The sequence below is a fragment of the Motiliproteus coralliicola genome, assembly GCF_003345655.1.
In the GTDB taxonomy this organism is placed as follows: domain Bacteria; phylum Pseudomonadota; class Gammaproteobacteria; order Pseudomonadales; family Balneatricaceae; genus Motiliproteus; species Motiliproteus coralliicola.
This window is the reverse complement of sequence record NZ_QQOH01000002.1, coordinates 670,545-687,857: the sequence shown is the minus strand read 5'-3', so window position 1 is coordinate 687,857 and position 17,313 is coordinate 670,545. Positions and strand designations below refer to the sequence as shown.

The 17,313-nt window shown below is 54.7% G+C and carries 17 protein-coding genes; 7 read left to right on the top strand and 10 right to left on the bottom strand.

Annotated features, from left to right (window positions below):
* Positions 1 to 94 precede the first annotated feature (94 nt).
* On the top strand, positions 95 to 1,255 hold the full coding sequence (locus tag DV711_RS10065; protein ID WP_114695528.1) for a hypothetical protein: 1,161 nt from the start codon (positions 95 to 97) through the stop codon (positions 1,253 to 1,255).
* 80 nt (positions 1,256 to 1,335) lie between these two features.
* Here the strand turns inward: DV711_RS10065 and DV711_RS10060 are convergent, their stop codons facing one another.
* The 3 genes from DV711_RS10060 to DV711_RS10050 all read right to left on the bottom strand — a co-directional run bounded on the left by DV711_RS10060 (position 1,336) and on the right by DV711_RS10050 (position 2,832).
* Complete coding sequence (locus tag DV711_RS10060; protein WP_114695527.1) at positions 1,336 to 1,542, bottom strand: 2-hydroxymuconate tautomerase family protein; 207 nt, start codon at positions 1,540 to 1,542, stop codon at positions 1,336 to 1,338.
* Positions 1,543 to 1,739: 197 nt separating this feature from the next.
* Entirely contained in the window at positions 1,740 to 2,135 is a 396-nt protein-coding gene (locus DV711_RS10055) for a nuclear transport factor 2 family protein (protein ID WP_114695526.1), read from the bottom strand.
* Between the two features lie 88 nt (positions 2,136 to 2,223).
* Positions 2,224 to 2,832: a glutathione S-transferase family protein gene (locus DV711_RS10050; protein ID WP_114695525.1), complete on the bottom strand. Its 609-nt coding sequence runs from the start codon at positions 2,830 to 2,832 to the stop codon at positions 2,224 to 2,226.
* A gap of 204 nt (positions 2,833 to 3,036) precedes the next feature.
* Between DV711_RS10050 and DV711_RS10045 the strand changes: the two genes are divergently transcribed.
* Complete coding sequence (locus DV711_RS10045; RefSeq protein WP_114695524.1) at positions 3,037 to 3,918, top strand: LysR family transcriptional regulator; 882 nt, start codon at positions 3,037 to 3,039, stop codon at positions 3,916 to 3,918.
* A 150-nt stretch (positions 3,919 to 4,068) separates the two neighbouring features.
* Here the strand turns inward: DV711_RS10045 and tehB are convergent, their stop codons facing one another.
* From tehB to DV711_RS10020, 5 genes are all read right to left on the bottom strand, one after another.
* On the bottom strand, positions 4,069 to 4,635 hold the full coding sequence (tehB, locus tag DV711_RS10040; RefSeq protein ID WP_114695523.1) for a tellurite resistance methyltransferase TehB: 567 nt from the start codon (positions 4,633 to 4,635) through the stop codon (positions 4,069 to 4,071).
* Between the two features lie 222 nt (positions 4,636 to 4,857).
* Positions 4,858 to 5,094 carry an Imm32 family immunity protein gene (locus DV711_RS10035; protein WP_114695700.1) on the bottom strand — a complete coding sequence of 79 codons (237 nt, stop codon included), beginning with the start codon at positions 5,092 to 5,094 and terminating at the stop codon, positions 4,858 to 4,860.
* A 468-nt stretch (positions 5,095 to 5,562) separates the two neighbouring features.
* On the bottom strand, positions 5,563 to 7,194 hold the full coding sequence (locus DV711_RS10030) for a TIGR04141 family sporadically distributed protein (RefSeq protein ID WP_114695522.1): 1,632 nt from the start codon (positions 7,192 to 7,194) through the stop codon (positions 5,563 to 5,565).
* Between the two features lie 96 nt (positions 7,195 to 7,290).
* Complete coding sequence (locus tag DV711_RS10025; RefSeq protein WP_114695521.1) at positions 7,291 to 7,872, bottom strand: hypothetical protein; 582 nt, start codon at positions 7,870 to 7,872, stop codon at positions 7,291 to 7,293.
* Positions 7,873 to 7,943: 71 nt separating this feature from the next.
* Positions 7,944 to 8,861: a hypothetical protein gene (locus DV711_RS10020; protein ID WP_114695520.1), complete on the bottom strand. Its 918-nt coding sequence runs from the start codon at positions 8,859 to 8,861 to the stop codon at positions 7,944 to 7,946.
* Between the two features lie 84 nt (positions 8,862 to 8,945).
* Here DV711_RS10020 and DV711_RS19335 point away from each other — a divergent pair, with 84 nt between their 5' ends.
* Entirely contained in the window at positions 8,946 to 9,176 is a 231-nt protein-coding gene (locus DV711_RS19335; RefSeq protein WP_133297436.1) for a hypothetical protein, read from the top strand.
* Positions 9,177 to 9,195: 19 nt separating this feature from the next.
* On the opposite strand, the gene DV711_RS10015 is transcribed toward DV711_RS19335, so the two are convergent.
* Together DV711_RS10015 and hutC are read right to left on the bottom strand one after the other, a co-directional pair.
* Positions 9,196 to 10,485 (bottom strand): GGDEF domain-containing protein, encoded by a 1,290-nt coding sequence (locus tag DV711_RS10015; protein WP_114695519.1) that lies wholly within the window; start codon positions 10,483 to 10,485, stop codon positions 9,196 to 9,198.
* 254 nt (positions 10,486 to 10,739) lie between these two features.
* A complete protein-coding gene (hutC, locus tag DV711_RS10010; protein WP_114695518.1) occupies positions 10,740 to 11,441 on the bottom strand; it encodes a histidine utilization repressor in 702 nt (233 codons plus the stop codon).
* 216 nt (positions 11,442 to 11,657) lie between these two features.
* On the opposite strand from hutC, the gene hutI reads away from it, so the two are divergent.
* The 4 genes from hutI to hutH all read left to right on the top strand — a co-directional run bounded on the left by hutI (position 11,658) and on the right by hutH (position 17,311).
* Positions 11,658 to 12,959: an imidazolonepropionase gene (gene hutI / locus DV711_RS10005; protein ID WP_114695699.1), complete on the top strand. Its 1,302-nt coding sequence runs from the start codon at positions 11,658 to 11,660 to the stop codon at positions 12,957 to 12,959.
* Positions 12,960 to 12,971: 12 nt separating this feature from the next.
* Complete coding sequence (hutG, locus tag DV711_RS10000; RefSeq protein ID WP_114695517.1) at positions 12,972 to 13,973, top strand: formimidoylglutamase; 1,002 nt, start codon at positions 12,972 to 12,974, stop codon at positions 13,971 to 13,973.
* A 78-nt stretch (positions 13,974 to 14,051) separates the two neighbouring features.
* Positions 14,052 to 15,779, top strand: coding sequence for a urocanate hydratase (gene hutU / locus DV711_RS09995; RefSeq protein WP_114695516.1), 1,728 nt, complete (start codon positions 14,052 to 14,054; stop codon positions 15,777 to 15,779).
* Positions 15,779 to 17,311 carry a histidine ammonia-lyase gene (gene hutH, locus DV711_RS09990; RefSeq protein WP_114695515.1) on the top strand — a complete coding sequence of 511 codons (1,533 nt, stop codon included), beginning with the start codon at positions 15,779 to 15,781 and terminating at the stop codon, positions 17,309 to 17,311. Before hutU ends, hutH begins: the two co-directional genes overlap by 1 nt.
* Positions 17,312 to 17,313 lie beyond the last annotated feature (2 nt).

Here is a 17,313-nt window from a genome sequence, read left to right as displayed (position 1 = left end):
CCGTAATGCCCGCCTAAGGCGCCTGAATAGCTTGGATCAGCGCAACGGGTGCTGAGTCAGTTATGCAGGACTCTTAGAGTAGAAGGAATTAAAGATGATCATACAAAACAGTGAAATCCACTTAAGTGCAGAGCACCAACGCTCTGAAATCACCGAACGCAGCCTCTCCGGACCAGGCTTTGCCCTGGCCATGCTCGACGCTGAAATGTCGTTCAGCCAGAGCCGCTTCAGCGCCCAACTCGCTCAAGGGCAGCTGGGCAGTGCCCTAACGCCCGCCGGCGCAGCAGGTTCGGCCGAACCAGCCAGCCATCCGTTCCGGTTGCTGCCCACCGTCTTCCCCGGCCGCTTCAGCGCCTCCCCCACCCAGGCCAGCAGCGAAGACCTGCAAAGCAGCCTGATGCAGAGTCGGATCCGTTTTTTCCAGGCACTGATCGATGCCCTGACCGGCCGCAGTCATCAAATCGAGGACCCGGAGGCTGAAGCAGAATCCTCTGATCCCTTGCTAGGTGAAGCATCTGGAGAATACGGCAGCCTGCCAACCAGCGAAGCGGCGACCAGCCCGATTCCCGGCCAGCCGGTGCTGAACCCGTTAGTCCTGGAGATCGACGTGCGGGTCAGCCAGTACCATAAGGAGACCGAGACCACCAACTTCAACGCCTGCGGCATGGTGCAGACCTGTGACGGTCAGAGCATCGAGCTAAACCTGAACCTGGAGATGAGTCGCAGCTATGAGTCGATCAGCGAGTTCGAAACCAAGCAACAGGTGGTGTTCAAGGATCCGCTGGTGGTCAACTTCAACGGCACCGCAGCGGAGCTGAGCGACGAGAGATACCAGTTCGATCTGGATGTCGACGGTGAGCTGGACTGGATTCACTTCACCGATATCAACAGCGGCCTGCTGGCACTGGACAAGAACGAGGACGGCCAGATCAATGACGGCTCCGAGCTGTTCGGCGCCATCAGCGGCGATGGTTTTGCCGACCTGCGCCAGTACGACCTAGACCAGAATGGCTGGATCGATGAAGCCGACGCGGTGTTCGACGACCTGAAGATCTGGACCCGCCAGGATGAGCAGGATCAGCTGACCTCACTACTGGATCGCAATATCGGTGCGATCTACCTAGGGGCGACCGAAACCCCGTTCGAGCTCAAGGATGAGGCCAACAACCTGCAGGGACGGGTACGCCAGAGCGGCGTCTATCTGAACGAGGATGGCGGGGTTGGCACCGTGCAGCAGATCGATATGGTGGTTTAAGGTGTTTCTGTCGGCGGACAAATAGCGTGGTTTGCTATTTGTCCGCCATCGATGACAGAGCCCGGCCTCTAAACTGACTATCAGGTATCCGCTAACTGGCGAAGCTTCGTCACCTGATCGAAACCAATCCCCCAATTATCGGTACTCACCTCATCAATCACCACAAAAGTGGTCGCCGGGTTTTTATCCAACACATCCACCAGTAATTGCGTAGTACCAGCAATGAGTGCCTGTTTCTGTTCTTGAGTCACGTTCTCATCGGTGACTTTAATATTCACGTAAGGCATAACTTATTATCTCGTAAAGAAGAGTTATCTTGCTTAAGCCGTTTTAAGCCAAGAAGACTTTCTGTTTGCTCTGAGTATTATCTTTCCTAAACACGCCTCCGGGTTAGAGCCGCTGACTAAGCTGCATTCATTGACAATGAATGCGAGCACTGCAGACAGTTCCAGTTTCTTTACCCGTTTATTAAACCGCAGCCTTCTCATACCGAGCCTTCCCGCAGGTCGGTATACATCTTATTGACGATCAACCAGCGCCCGTTCTCTTTCAGCAGCCCCAGAAAGTCGAAGTAAAAGTGATCGAACAGCGGACATTCCAGCTTCACCATCGCCTGATCCTGAATGATTTCGATCGACAGGAGCTTAAAGTCATAGGGGCGCCCCTGCTGAGCCGGTACCGGACGGTTGGCAACCGCCTCTAACCATTGATCTAGGCTCCGTCTCAATCCAGGGGCTTTGAGATACGCATCCGGGTGGAAGATAGCTCTGAGCTTCTCGACTTCACCCTGGTGCAAACCGTCAAAATAATCCCGAACAAGAGCCATCACTGACTCAAACTCGTTGGCACCGAAGTCTCCGGTTTGTGGCTTAGTTTCCATGCATGTTTTCCTCTGCTTTGAATAGCCGCGTGCGGATTGAGAACAGCCAACAGCGACTGTTCGTCAACACCCGCAATTCACTATCGCGTTAAGCCGCGGACTGTTGCTGTTCAGCCGCAACCGCTCGCTGGAAGCTCGGCATCGCCTGGACCGCATCGACCATATTCTGCGTCTTAGGGCCCAACGGGATATCGACGGGAAAGCTAGCCCCCCAGCGGGAATACACCGTCAGCATGATGTCGGCGGCAGAGGGATGATCACCGCCAAGGTAATTCTTGGTCGCCAGTTGTTGCTCCACCACCTGCCACAGGCCGTTTATTGCCTCCGCTGCCGCGGCAAAAGCGGCTTCTTTGGCCCGCTCATCGGCAAGGTGCTGGGCGATAAAAAATAACCGACCGTAAGCCGGATGCATCGTGGCATTGGCAAACATGATGTCCTGAATGGCTTGCTCCCGGGCCGGTCCAGAAGCAGGCAGCATGGAATTGGGATGCTTGTCGAGCAGGTACAACATCACCGCCGCTCCTTCGCGCAGTGTATGGCCGTTATCGACCAAGACCGGAACCATGCCGGTGGGGTTGATAGCGCTGAAGTCACTGACCTGCTGCTTGTCGATAATCTCGACCGACTGATCCAGCTGGTGCAGAACAACTTGAGTCGCCAGGGAGCAGGCGCCGGGTAGGTAATAAAGTTGGTACATTGTTTTGCCCTCAATATGGCTTTTGTTCGCAATGGGTTAGCTGTTGCGATCGCCGTTTGAAACGCTGACTAACGGCGACGTCAAAAAGCTTAGGGCTTTTGTTTATAGGCATATATATTCACAATCAGAACCCTATGTTTCCAAATAGGAAACAATGTAAGATTTGTCTCTGCTGCTTGATCCCGCTGAAGGAATACATTGCCAATGGATAAACTGCGCGCGATTCAACTCTTTGTCCGCCTAGCAGAACTGGGCAGCTTTACCCGCGTCGCGGAGCAAACCCATGCCTCAAAATCCATGATCAGCAAAGAGATCAGTCGGCTGGAAGAATCACTGGGAACTCGCCTACTGCACCGCTCCACCCGCAACCTTCAACTGACCCATGCCGGGCAAGAATATTTGCAGCGGGCACGGGAGATACTGGAGAAGCTGGATGAAGCGGATAACGCGGTGCAGGACTTGCAGCAACAGCCCCGTGGCAAACTGAAAATCAACGCACCGATGGCGCTGGGAATCACCGACCTATCGGCATTGTTTACCGACTTTATGCGCGCCTATCCGGAGATTGAGCTGGATATCCATTTAGGCGACGAAACCGTCGATCTGGTGGAACAGGGCTTTGACTTGGGCTTTCGTGCATCCAGTCGCCCCATTGATTCGAACTATGTCGGACGCCCGTTGATCCGCTTTAACTACCGTATTTGCGCAGCCCCTGAATATTTGGATAACCATCCCGCCATTAACCAGCCGCAAGATCTGAGCGATCACAACTGCTTTGTGTACAGCTACTTCAAGGGACAAAATGTCTGGCCCATCGACGAGGGGGTCGCCATCCAGGGACGGTTACGGGTTAACAGTACGGTTTTTATGATGGCAGCGATCAAAGGCGGGCTGGGTGTCGGCTTTATTCCCGACTTTGTCTGCCGAGAGGCGCTGGAAAAAGGAGAGGTTGTGGAAGTCCTGGCGGATTCGAGCAAACCCGATCTAACGCTCTACGCACTCTACCCCGCTCGGCACTTTGTCCCTTCGAAGCTTGTCCAATGCATCGACTTTCTGGAGACCTGGTTTTCCAATCAACCGCGATAAAACGCTTTACCGATAGCACCAGCACCAGCGGCAATCGGCAATCGGCAAACCAAGGGAACCTCTTTGCTAAGGTCGACGGTCATTAGCTACAGCGCCTAAAGCTGGAGCGCTTCAGGCGCTTATCAAAGCGGCAGAGACTGTTTCCGGTTCCTAGCTAGGCTTTCGCGCCAACAGGGTCGCAAACATCAGCTGCGCACCATTGTGCATGGTACCCAGCTCTTCGTTGTACTTGACCAGTTCCCAGCCCTCGTAGGCCTCGCCCAACTCCCCTTCCCCCAGGGTGAACCGGAACGGAACCGGGCACGGATACTCGTCGGTGCTCATCGCGCAAACGATCAGGTTATAACCACCGGGCAGCGTGCGCGCCTGCATATCGGCGATCACCGCACCGACACGCGCCGGATCGAGGAACATCAGCGTAACGGTGCAGGCGATAAACCCGTAATCCGAGTCCAGATCAGCCTCATTGAGGTCGTAAACCTGCGCCTGAATGTTAGTCAGACCCTCCGCATTTGCAATCTGCTGCAGCATATGGATGGCGTTGGGGTTGTTATCGACGGCAGTGATATTAAAGCCCAGCTGGCTCAGGTGGATGCTGTTTCGGCCATTGGAACAGCCCATATCCAAGGCATCGCAAGGCTCAATGATTTTGCCCGCTTCAACCACTTCACTATGGGTCGCACTCAGGCCGTAGCGGCTATGTAGGTCAACTGTCATGATAACCCCTGTCTGTATCTTAAATGAGGGGACGTATGTTACTACGGCTGGGGTGCCGGAAGTCGGCGATAAGGGGCGTCAGAAGTCGGCAATTCGGCCCCCTTTGATGGATATCAAGTTTGATGGTCAAGGATGAGACCAACGAGCTGCAGAGGTCCATTCACAAGAGAAGTGAGAGATGGGAGGCGAAAATAGCCTAGTCATCTTGACCGAAGGCCATAGTTATTTGTTTTCATTCACAACCTGAATGTCAGGCTCACCATCTGCCCAGCCTGGCCATTCATCCATAAGATGAAGGTGGCCGAAGTCACTACCCATTGCTTGAAGTTCATCAGCAGCTTCTTCAAGAAATTTAGCGATCGCCCTTAACGTTTTAGGATTAGTTGAGAACGCAATATCGCTCAATTCCAGAAGCCCTTCGATATCTGTATCAGCTTTTTTGTATCCAAATATCTTCATTGTTTCCCCTGACATATAACGCCGCCGTACCGAGACGAAGCAGCTTAGCAGCTGAGCTCCGTACCCAAAGCAGTTGGGCTGACCGTTGACGTCCATAGTCACTAGTTATACGTTTGAACTTGCTTCCAATTCCTTTTCGAAACTCTCTATGCAGGCTATCACGTTGGGGTGTTTGCGAACCCAAAGCTCTCCTAGATATTGGGTTACGCTCAGTCCGTTCAGTACACGCCCAACTTCTCCACACTTTGCTGCTGTAAGAAGGTCATGACCTCTATCCATGACGTCCAAGCTGAATTCAGCAACTGAGCCGAATTACTTATTCCATTCCTTTTGGATCGCAGAAATTAACTTACCTGCAGAGCGCTCCAAGGGTGACTTACTAGTTGGCATGTGATGTATAACGCCTGCTTAATAGGCGCGAGCTTGCGAGCGTCCTGATTGACGCTATTGTTAGCTGCGAAACTCTAATCATGCTAGTTTCTTCTCTTTTTCTGGCTTTCCTTTTTTCTTTATCTCAAGGACTGGATCGACGTCAATAGCCGAAACTGAAACACTATAATTCAGTGTTTTTAGTGTCTTGAGAGCATTCTTTAGAGTAACTTTTGAGAAAAAAGGCAATTCCTTTGGAACTTTCTTATTCGTTGCGATAGCGTAAACGATTCTATAAGAGCTTGGGTCAGGCCTACTGTCAGTGCAATCAAGCTTAGTCGAATTGGGGAGCTTTTCATTTAGCCGCTTTCTAAATCCAGAGTCACTAATAAAAGCTTCAGAAGCCACAAAGCCTTGGGAAAAAAGGTGGCTCAAAGTAGACGAGCTTCTGTAGTATTTGACATGTATAAATTCAGATGAGTCCTTAATAAGGTCGCAAAACTCTAGTTTGTCGTATGGCCCACCTATCTTTACAAATTTCTTATCCATGAGTTCAATATTATCATGCTCTTTGGTCACGAACTCATTGTATTCTTCTTCACGATCATGAGCATATGTTGGAAGTTTAAAATCATAAGAATCAAAACCTTCTAGATACTTATCAACACTATCTACAAAGTCTGTATTAACAATGTACCATTGGCCATTTCTAAGGATATAGTGCTCTTTATCACTGGTCACTTCCGCATATAAGCATCGGTATGCCGACCACTTTTTTATTGAGGTGTATTCATTGTCGTTAATATGAATGGTCTGGGATTTAAGATTATCTGAAGTCAATGATACATCTTTTTCTTTGAAATACTGAACCAAGTCATTTATTTTCAGGACAACATGCCTGGGCGTTTTTTGATATAGATCGAACGAATAACCAACTTGTGACTCCCAATCAATAATTTCAGGTTCACCAAGCCACATATTCTTAAAATCATTCTTGGCTAAGACATCGTCTAGCTCTAAGTCCAATACTTCCTGAAGCTCTTTGTCCTTTACTCTTTGTATATTCTCAACCCACTCAAAGTCTTTTGGTAGAGCTGCTTCGTATCTGGACAAGGACTCTAATAGTATATCTTTCAATCCGTTTAAATTGATGTCTAATACTAGGGTTAACGCATCTCGCCCTGTTACATGTGACCCAAATATAGGGACTTTTGATGCGCCTGTAACTGCATATAGCATGTCCATCTCAGAATCAACATCAAGGTCAAATACTCCTAAGTCTATTGAGCTTTGAGTTCTTGAGTTTAATGGGTTGTGATCATAGCTAGCTTTATCGAGACTTCTTAATTTGTCTGGATCAACCGAATTTAGCGTTACTCTTAGACCGAAGTCCCTTTCAATAGATTCATTTTTAAGAAGGTGGAACCCAGTCCCAAAAGTTAATACAAAGAGGCTTTCATTAAGTTTTACTACAAATGCAGCACCTACAGCCTTCCTGCCCCCAAATATATCATCTGGAAGGTCCTGGTGTTCGGTAAAGAGCTTTGTCCATGGAGGTGGCGGCTTGGGAGGCTCTTTTTTAACATAGAGTGTTGCCTCTACCCCTGAAATATCCATCTCGATAGGAGGTTTCGAATTCTCGAGGTTAATTACCTTAGCAACATCGCTCCCTACTCCAGGTTTTGCGAGATAAATGGATAATTTCTCTTTCCTTGTTTTTGGCTTTCTCATCCTAATCCTTCAGCAGAGTGAGTTCTTATGGTCAGCTAACAGCTAACGCTTAAAGCAGTCGCGCAGTATGCATCGGATGCCTTTTCTTGTTATAAATTACCTTGCACCTCTATACACAACTTCGCCTTCATTAATGCCAAGGTCTACACGCATTGAATTTAGCATAGCGTCAGCTTTTTCTCTCATTTCAATCCATGTTGCCTGCTTGCCTTCATAAACCAGAGGTATAAAGAAATCGATCATATCATTGTATTTATCTAGAACTTCCTGGCATGAAACAAGCGAAATATAACCATAAGCCTTAATTCGATTTAGTGCGAAAGAATGCTCAATTTCTGAGCTGATAGATGATTGTTTCGTAGCTGCAACAGCTTCCAATTCTCTGAGAATTTCTGAAACGATATGGATAACATCTTTATAGATAGCGAGCTTATCAAAGTGGCGGGTTAACTCTTTTTGCTTGAGAGTATCTATTTGTGCCTTCAAGTCTTCTAAGGCTTCCTCATTCTTAGCCTTTATTCGCTGAAGACTTTCTTCATGCTTTGCTCTTTCATTTTGCAGCATCCTTTTGGCCCATAAGCCACCTAGCCAATGAGAAAAAGCACCAAGTAATAAGGCGCCTCCACCTAGCGAAGCTATAATTGCTGCTGATATTTTAAATATTTCTTCAATGTTCATAGTGGTTTATAACGCCGCGCTCTGCGGAAAAATTGAAGCGCAGCGGAAATTTTTCCGACAGCAGCGCCTTGTTAGCTAGCCTTCCGCTCAGACATATACCACTTAATAATTTCTTGTGCTTTTATAAAGCTCTTTCCATGCCACTGCTCATAGTTTTCGGCTATCGGATATTTATGATCTATATCAGTCAAGTCATCCCACCAAGGGTCTTCTGAGAAACCCGCATCAGTATATTTCCCAGGAAATGTTTCTCCACAAAGTAAAGAGTTGAACTCATCTTTACTGAGAGTCAATCCCCAACAACTTGTATGCAAACTTTTTTTGTCGCGAAGTTCTTTAATTAAATTGTAGAAACTATAGAGCTGTCTTTGTCCACCAGCCCCTACCACATCGCTGATGTGCCATGTTCTACTAAGGATCAGGTATTTCCACTTTGATACTTTCAGTAAGATAAAAGCAGGAGCTGTATCAGTGTTTTCTTTTACAAAATAGATGCTTTCGGGATTAACTTCTTCAATAAGAGATAGATAATCCATAGGATCGCTTTTTGATGGCATATCACTTGAATACGGAGAACCTTTTCCTTCAATAAGCCATTCTTTGCACACGCCAAATGTCTTACAAAAATCTTCTATGAAAGAAAAGGATGGCTCAGTTCTGCCTGTAAATACATTTTCAAGTTCGCTAATTTTGTGAAGCTTCATTAATTGAGCCAGCTGAGGAATAGTGAATTGTGAATAATTCCTCCCTTCGTTCATTAACTCTAGAGTAGTCCGAAACCGTTTTGCCACTTTTTCTACTTCGGTCAACTCTATAGGTGAAACACCCTGCAAACTTTCAACTTCCTTTATATCCACCTGCTGATTCTGGATTGCGTCCGGCTCGGCTAATGATTTACGTTTAAAAAAAAATGAAAGGATAAGTGTAACTACAGCTACTCCAGCACCAGAAAATAGCCAATCTTTGTTTTCCATTATGTAATTCAGCATCTGAACTCCTTTAGATAGCTAACATTTTAATAGTCGGACCTTGCAAGGTACCTCTACCTTGCAAGCTTGGTCTACCTTCCAAGGATGAAGAACAGAACCATTTATCGACGCGGCAACAAATATCAGGCTCAGGTCGCCCGGCTGGCCAATGCGCGGACCGCCAAAGAAAGAAAACGTCTGAAAAAAGCTGTCCCTGCTAATCGTTACGATCTCCCTGATCTTAGATTCGTGATGGTGAAGAACGGTGTTGATCTAAATTCCCGTACTCACCAGCAGGAATATAACTCGGCGATTGTTGAATGTCCCTCTCACTGACATCTGGGCTTGACGGTAGTCAAGCAAAGGTCACATCTCCCTTACCCTGCTTTTTAACCCGATACATGGAGCGATCCGCGGCCTTAATCAGCATTTCCATATTGCGGCCCTGCTCCGGGTAGAACGCGATACCGACGCTGGCGCCGATCTGGGCTTGCTCGTTGGACTCTTTCAGCGCGAACGGCAGGCTGATTCTTTCAATGATTTTGCGCGCCACCACTTCGACGCTTTCCGGCGAGGTGATATCGGTGATCATCGCGATAAATTCATCGCCGCCCACCCGCGCCACGTGGTCGCTGTCGCGCAGGCACGTTTCCAGGCGTAGGGCCACCTCCTTAAGCACCGCATCACCGGCGTCATGGCCCCAGGTGTCGTTGACGACTTTAAAGCCGTCCAGGTCGATAAACATCACCGCCAGTTGCTGGCCGTGGCGTTCGGCCTGGGCGATCAGCGATTGCGAGCGGGCTTCCAGCAGGCGCAGGCTGGGCAGGCCGGTCAGGGCGTCGTAGTGGGCCAAGCGGTGCAGCTCGTCCTTGGCTTCGTGGGCTGCGTCGAGGGCTTGGTGGAGCGGGGTCACGTCGTATTCGGCCACCATAAACAGCCAGTCGCCATTGAGTGGATGGCGGGTCATGCGGATATCGAGGGTGTGTTTGCGCAGGCCCGCATCGGTTTTCATGTTGTAGGTCCAACGCCCGCCCTGATCATCCAGGGCCTGTTGCATGCAGGCTTCGCCCTCGTCCAAGTTGGCAAATCGCGCCGTAAACAGGTTTACACCTTCCGGCAACTGCTCGGCATTGAGGGATTTGTAGGCCTGGGTCGCGGCTGGGTTTTCGACCACTGGAGTGCCTTCCAGGGTAAAGCTGGTGACCAGCACCGAGGTGTAGCGCATCGCTTCGGCCAGCAGCAGATTCTCAGGCGACTCGCCCAGATTCACCTCTTCATTGATGTAGGCGATGATGGCGCGGTGGCGCTCCGGACCAACCAGCACGGCGCGGTGCATCATATGCAGCGTCTTGGGCTTGCCGTTGGGGTAAGTCGTCCAGGGGTCGATGGTCAGGCCGTTCTTGGCGGCCAGGTCGAAGGTCTGCACGGTGCGGTCCCGCGCGCCTTGGGAATCACCGGACAGGTCCTTGTTGATCAGATCGTCGAGGCAATCGAGTTTCCAGAAATCCAGCGCCGGTTGATTGCCCCACCACCAACCATGACGGTCGATATCGAACACCCACACCACATTGGGTATCAGCTCGTAGAGCGCCAATTCTGAGTGGTCCTTAATATGGACCAGATGACTGTAATCTGCGCTTGCCATAAATCCGTTATCGACAGACTTCCTACAGAAACAAAGGCCCGTCGCTGGCGACGGACTAAGGGAGTGATTAGATGCAGGTTAATTCAACACGTCATGCCACCCAACCCCTGCCTGACAACATCCAATAAAAGTCTGACGAATGTCAAAAATTCGGGGCTTTTAGTTCCATATTTTTGGCAGGGATCAGCTCAGCCGGGACTCAAAACGGTCTCAAAGCGCTCTCTACGCTGTCTCAACGTTGTCGAATATTGGTTTCAACCGCGTGAGCTGAGGCGGTAGCGGCTGCCGGGATGGATCAGCCGGGCACAGCTGACCAGCTTCTGATCCGACCAGGTCCGCCGATCAACCCTTAGGCAGGGTTCGGTGGTGTCGATCTCCAGCAGTTTGGAGGTCTCGGTGTCCGGCAGAATCGCCTCGACGATATGCTCCATCTCCGACAGCGGGTAGAGCTCGCTGAGGTATTGGCTCGGAGTTTTATCCTCGAAGCGCTGCTGCAGGTAGTCCGGTGCGATCTCGGGCCGCACAAAGCGCTCTTCGAGCTGGATCGGAATGCCGTTCTCGCGGTGCACGATCAACGAGTGGAACGCCTGCTGGCCTTCGCGAACCCCCAATCGAAGCGCCGTCGGCGCATCCACGGCCACGGCCTCGAGTCGGTGCAGTTCGCTGCTGTGGACATGGCGCCGATCGCGGATCTCATCGGCGATATTGCGGATCTCCAACAACGGAGATTCAGCCCGCACTTCGGCGACAAAGGTCCCCAAGCCCTGGTGACGGACCAAGTAGCCTTCGGCCACCAGCTCGGCGATCGCCTTGTTGGCGGTCATCCGGCTGACGCCGAAGCGCTCGGCCAGCGCCATCTCGGTGGGGATCTGCTGATCGGCGACGAACTCGCGGTTGCGGATCGCCTCCTCCAGATAAGATCGGATCGCTTTGTAACGGGGTTGAACCCTGGGCATCGACTCGCACTCCTGTGCCTGACTGGCGGCTATTATGCCTGAGCTCGGGAATCTGTACACAAATCCTGACGTTAGATGATCGGCAGCAGGCGTCACGATCCCCCGCAGGATTCACTCACAGCTCCCCTATACTGAGAGCAAGGGATACTTTACCCAAAACAATTGTATATATTTGTATATACATTTAAAACAAACTGCGAAATAATCGGCGCCATGATGCAGTCAATCAACAACACTCAAACCTCTCGCCCGCACACCCACGGTCGCTTGATCATCAACGCCCGGGTGGCCAGTCTGGACCCGACCCATACGCAACCCTATGGGATGCTGGACAACCACGCGGTGCTGATCGGTGACGATAAGATCATGTGGGTTGGCCCGAGCAGCGAGGTGAACCCTAAGCAGTTCGAAGGCAACCTGATCGACGCTGCCGGTCGACTACTCACCCCCGGCCTGATCGACAGCCACACCCACCTGATCTACGGCGGCAACCGCGCCCAGGAGTTCGAAGCCCGCCAGCAGGGCCAGAGTTACGAACAGATCGCCCGCGCCGGCGGCGGCATTCTCAGCACCGTCCGCGCCACCCGCGAGTTATATCAGAGCGGCTTGATCGAGCAGGCCCTGCCCCGGCTGACGGCGCTGTGCCGCGAAGGCGTCACCACAGTTGAGATCAAATCCGGTTACGGCCTGACTTTGGACGATGAGCTGAAGATGCTGCGCGCCGCTCGCCAGCTGGAACAGCTGTTACCGGTACGCATCCGCACCACCCTACTGGCCGCCCATGCGGTGCCGCCGGAGTACCGGGATAACGCCGACGGCTATATCGACATGATCTGCCAGCAGCTGATGCCGAAAGTGGTGGAAGAAGGTCTGGCCGATGCGGTGGACGTGTTCTGCGAATCCATCGCCTTCAGCCCGGCCCAATGCCGTCGAGTGTTCGAAGCGGCTAAACAACATGGACTCGGCATCAAGGGTCATACCGAGCAGCTGTCGAATCTGGGCGGTTCGGCTCTGGCGGCCGAGTTCGGCGCCTGGTCGGTGGACCACCTGGAGTACCTGGACGACGACGGTATCAAAGCGATGCGATCGGCCGGAACCGTGGCCTGCCTGCTGCCCGGCGCGTTCTATTTCCTCAAAGAAACCCAAATGCCACCGATCGAGGCGCTGCGCCAGGCCGGTGTGCCGATGGCACTGGCCAGCGACTGCAACCCCGGCAGCTCACCGCTGGCTTCGCTGCGACTGATGATGAACCAGGGTTGCGTGCTGTTCGGCCTGACCCCGGAAGAAGCCCTGACCGGCGTCACCCGCCACGCCGCCAAGGCGTTGGGGCTGAGCCGCCAGGTCGGGATGATCCGTCCGGGGCAGCAGGCCGACCTGCTGTTGTGGGATCTCGATCACCCGGCCCAGCTGGCCTACGAGTTCGGTCCAGACCGGCTGGCACTGCGGATCTTCAACGGCCAACCGGCATCGATCCACCATGCTCAGCACTCGCTGAGCTCGCTGGCATCGCACGGATAAGGGGGGCTGACCATGTCTGATCAAAACCTATCGAGTGCAACATTAACCAGCCAAAGTTACAGCCAGGCTAATCCGGCGCTATGGCAGGGCCGGATCGACAGCCACGAAACCGGCCCGGCACCGCGCTGGCATCAGCAGGTGCAACCGTCGACACTGGACGCGATGGCCGATGCCGATCCCGGCGTTGCGCTGCTAGGAATCTGCACCGACGAAGGCGTACGACGCAATCAGGGACGTGTCGGTGCGGTCAACGGTCCCGACACGGTTCGGGTGGCGCTGGCTAACCTGGCCTGGCAACTGCAGACGCCGCTGTACGACTGCGGCAACCTGCACTGTCTCGATGATCAGCTCGAACAGCTGTCGCAACAGCAGGCCGCGGCCGTCGAGCTGCTGCTGCAACAGGCCCACCTGCCGGTGCTGATAGGCGGTGGCCACGAGATCGCTTACGGCAGCTACCTGGGGCTGGCCCGCTATGCGGCCGACCAGCACCAAGGCCCCGTCGGCATCCTCAACTTTGATGCCCACTTCGACCTGCGACACGACCAGCAGCCCAGCTCCGGCACCCCATTCCTGCAGGCCGCCGAGTGGTGTCAGGCGCATCAAAAGCCGTTCCATTACGCCTGCCTGGGTATCAGCGACTGCGCCAACACCCAAGCCCTGTTCCAGCGCGCCGACCAACTCGGGGTCCGCTACCTGCGTGACGACCAGATCAACGGCTGGCAGCTGCAACCGGCACTGGAGCTCTTAGAGCAGTTTATCGAGCCACTAGACGCGCTCTACCTGACCATCGACCTGGATGTGCTGCCAGCCTCGGTGATGCCCGGCGTCAGCGCCCCGGCCCCCCGTGGGCTGCCGCTGGAGCTGCTCGAAACCCTGATCGATCACGCCCGGCGCCTGGCCGGACCTAAGCTGCGATTGATCGACCTGGCCGAGTTCAACCCCCGTTTCGATGTCGATGGCCACAGTGCCCGGGTTGCATCCCGACTGATCCATCGACTGCTGCGACCGCTATAACGGCGTCGCACGATCTCAACACCAAACCCCAAACACCCTTACCACCCAAACAAGAACGACAAGATAGAAGAGAATGCTATGAACCAGATCGTCCAACCCTGCTCTTCAACAAACAGCGATCCCCGTCTCGATCCCAGCCGCGAGATCCGCGCGCCCCACGGCTCCACCCTGCGTTGCAAGAGCTGGCTGACCGAAGCGGCGATGCGAATGCTGATGAACAACCTCGACCCGGAGGTGGCCGAACACCCCCAGGCGCTGGTGGTCTACGGCGGCATCGGCCGTGCGGCCCGTGATTGGCAATGCTTCGACAAGATCATCGAGGTGCTGCAGCGTCTGGAAGACGACGAATCGCTGCTGGTTCAATCCGGCAAGCCGGTCGGCGTGTTCAAGACCCACCCGGACGCGCCGCGGGTGCTGATCGCCAACTCCAACCTGGTTCCCCACTGGGGCAACTGGGAGCACTTCAACGAACTCGATCGCAAAGGCCTGATGATGTACGGCCAGATGACCGCCGGTTCCTGGGTTTATATCGGCTCCCAGGGCATCGTCCAGGGCACCTACGAAACCTTCGTCGCCGTGGCCAAACAGCACTTTGACGGCAAAGCGGCCGGTCGCTGGATTCTGACCGGTGGCCTGGGCGGCATGGGCGGTGCTCAGCCGCTGGCCGCCACCATGGCGGGCTTCTCGATGCTGGCGGTTGAGGTGGACGAAACCCGGATCGACTTCCGCCTGCGCTCGGGCTACCTCGACTTTAAAGCCACCACGCTGGATCAGGCGCTGGCGATGATTGACCAGGCCAAGACCGACGGCAAAGCGATCTCGGTCGGTCTGCTGGCCAACGCCGCCGACATCTTCCCGCAGCTGGTCGAGCGCGGCATCACCCCCGATGTCACCACCGACCAGACCAGCGCCCACGATCCGTTGAACGGCTACCTGCCCCAAGGCTGGAGCCTGGAGCAGGCCGCCCAGCAGCGTAAGCTCGACGAAGCGGGTGTGGTCAAAGCCGCCAAGCAGTCGATGGCGGTTCAGGTCGCAGCGATGCTGACCCTGCAACAGCGCGGTTCCGCCACGCTGGATTACGGCAACAACATCCGCCAGATGGCGTTCGAGGAAGGGATCGAAAACGCCTTCGACTTCCCCGGCTTTGTTCCGGCCTATATCCGGCCGCTGTTCTGCGAAGGGATCGGCCCGTTCCGCTGGGTTGCGCTGTCCGGCGATCCAGAAGATATCTACAAGACCGACGCCAAGGTGAAGGAGCTGATCCCGGACGATCCGCACCTGCACAACTGGCTCGACATGGCCCGCGAGCGGATTCAGTTCCAGGGGCTGCCGGCGCGTATCTGCTGGGTCGGCCTGAAGGATCGTGCCCGTCTGGCTCAGGCCTTCAACCAGATGGTTGCCGACGGTGAGCTTAAGGCGCCGATCGTGATCGGCCGTGACCACCTCGATTCCGGCTCGGTGGCCAGCCCCAACCGCGAAACCGAATCGATGCTCGACGGCAGCGACGCGGTATCCGACTGGCCGCTGCTCAATGCGCTGCTCAATACCGCCGGTGGCGCCACCTGGGTCAGCCTGCACCACGGTGGTGGGGTCGGCATGGGCTTTAGCCAGCACGCCGGCGTGGTGATCGTCGCCGACGGCACCGACGCGGCCGCCAAGCGTCTGGGACGGGTGCTCTGGAACGATCCAGGTACCGGCGTGATGCGCCATGCCGACGCCGGTTACGACATCGCCAAGGATTGCGCCCGCGAGCAGGGGCTGGACCTGCCGATGCTGTCCGATACCGCTGACAAGGAGGCCAACTGATGTACGAGTTGACCCTCAACCCCGGCCGACTGGATCTGGCCACGCTACGTCAGATCAACCTGAACCCGGTCAAGCTGAGCCTGGCCGAAGAGGCCCGCGCGGCCATCGAAGCCTCGGTCGAAACCGTCGATGCGGTGATCCGTGACGGCCGTACCGTCTACGGCATCAACACCGGCTTCGGTCTGCTGGCCAACACCCGGATCGACAACGCCGAGCTGGAACTGCTGCAACGCTCCATCGTGCTGTCCCACGCCGCCGGTACCGGGGCGATGATGGAAGACTCCAGCGTCCGCCTGCTGATGGTGCTGAAAATCAACTCGCTGGCGCGCGGCTTCTCCGGCATCCGCCTGAGCGTGATCGAAGCGCTGATCCAACTGCTGAACGCCGAGGTCTACCCCTGCGTACCGCAGAAAGGTTCGGTCGGCGCATCAGGCGACCTGGCACCGCTGGCCCATATGAGCACCGTATTGCTCGGCGAAGGCGAAGTGACCTACAAGGGCGAGCGTCTGTCCGGCGCCGAGGGTCTGAAGATCGCCGGCCTCGATCCGATCACGCTGGGCCCGAAAGAGGGATTGGCGCTGCTGAACGGCACCCAGGCCAGCACCGCGTTTGCGCTGCAGGGGCTGTTCGCCGCCGAAGATCGGTTTGCCACCGCGGTGATCTGCGGCGGCCTGAGCGTCGAAGCGGCGCTGGGTAGCCGCAAGCCGTTCGATGCCCGGATTCACGAAGCCCGTGGTCATCAATGTCAGATTGATGTGGCGGCCGCTTACCGTTCGCTGCTGGACCACAGCGAGATCGAAGATTCGCACCGCAACTGTGAATCGGTGCAGGATCCCTATTCGCTGCGCTGCCAGCCCCAGGTTATGGGTGCCTGCCTGGAGCAGATCCGTAACGCCGCCCGCACCCTGCTGACCGAAGCCAACGCAGTGTCGGACAACCCGCTGGTGTTTACCGATATCGGTGACATTCTGTCCGGGGGTAACTTCCATGCCGAGCCGGTGGCGATGGCGGCCGACAACTTGGCGCTGGCGCTGGCCGAGATCGGCTCGCTGTCGGAACGTCGGATGGCGCTGCTGATCGACTCCAACCTCAGCAAGCTGCCGCCGTTTCTGGTGGAAAACGGCGGGCTGAACTCGGGCTTTATGATCGCCCAGGTGACTTCGGCAGCGCTGACCAGCGAGAACAAGTCGCTGGCCCATCCGGGCTCGGTCGACAGTCTGCCGACCTCGGCCAACCAGGAGGACCATGTATCGATGGCCACCTACGCGGCCCGTCGGTTGACCGACATGGCCGACAACGTGGGCGGAATTCTGGCGGTGGAGTTGCTGGCTGCGTGCCAGGGGATCGACTTCCGCGCCCCGCTGCACAGCTCCGAAGCGCTGGAGCAGGCCAAGGGCCTGCTGCGTGAAGCGGTGCCCTTCTACGATCAAGATCGCTACTTCGCCCCCGATATCGAGGCCGCCAAGCAGCTGATCTGTCAGGGCATCTACAACCGCTTTATGCCGACCGAGCTGCTGCCCAGCATCGGCTGATA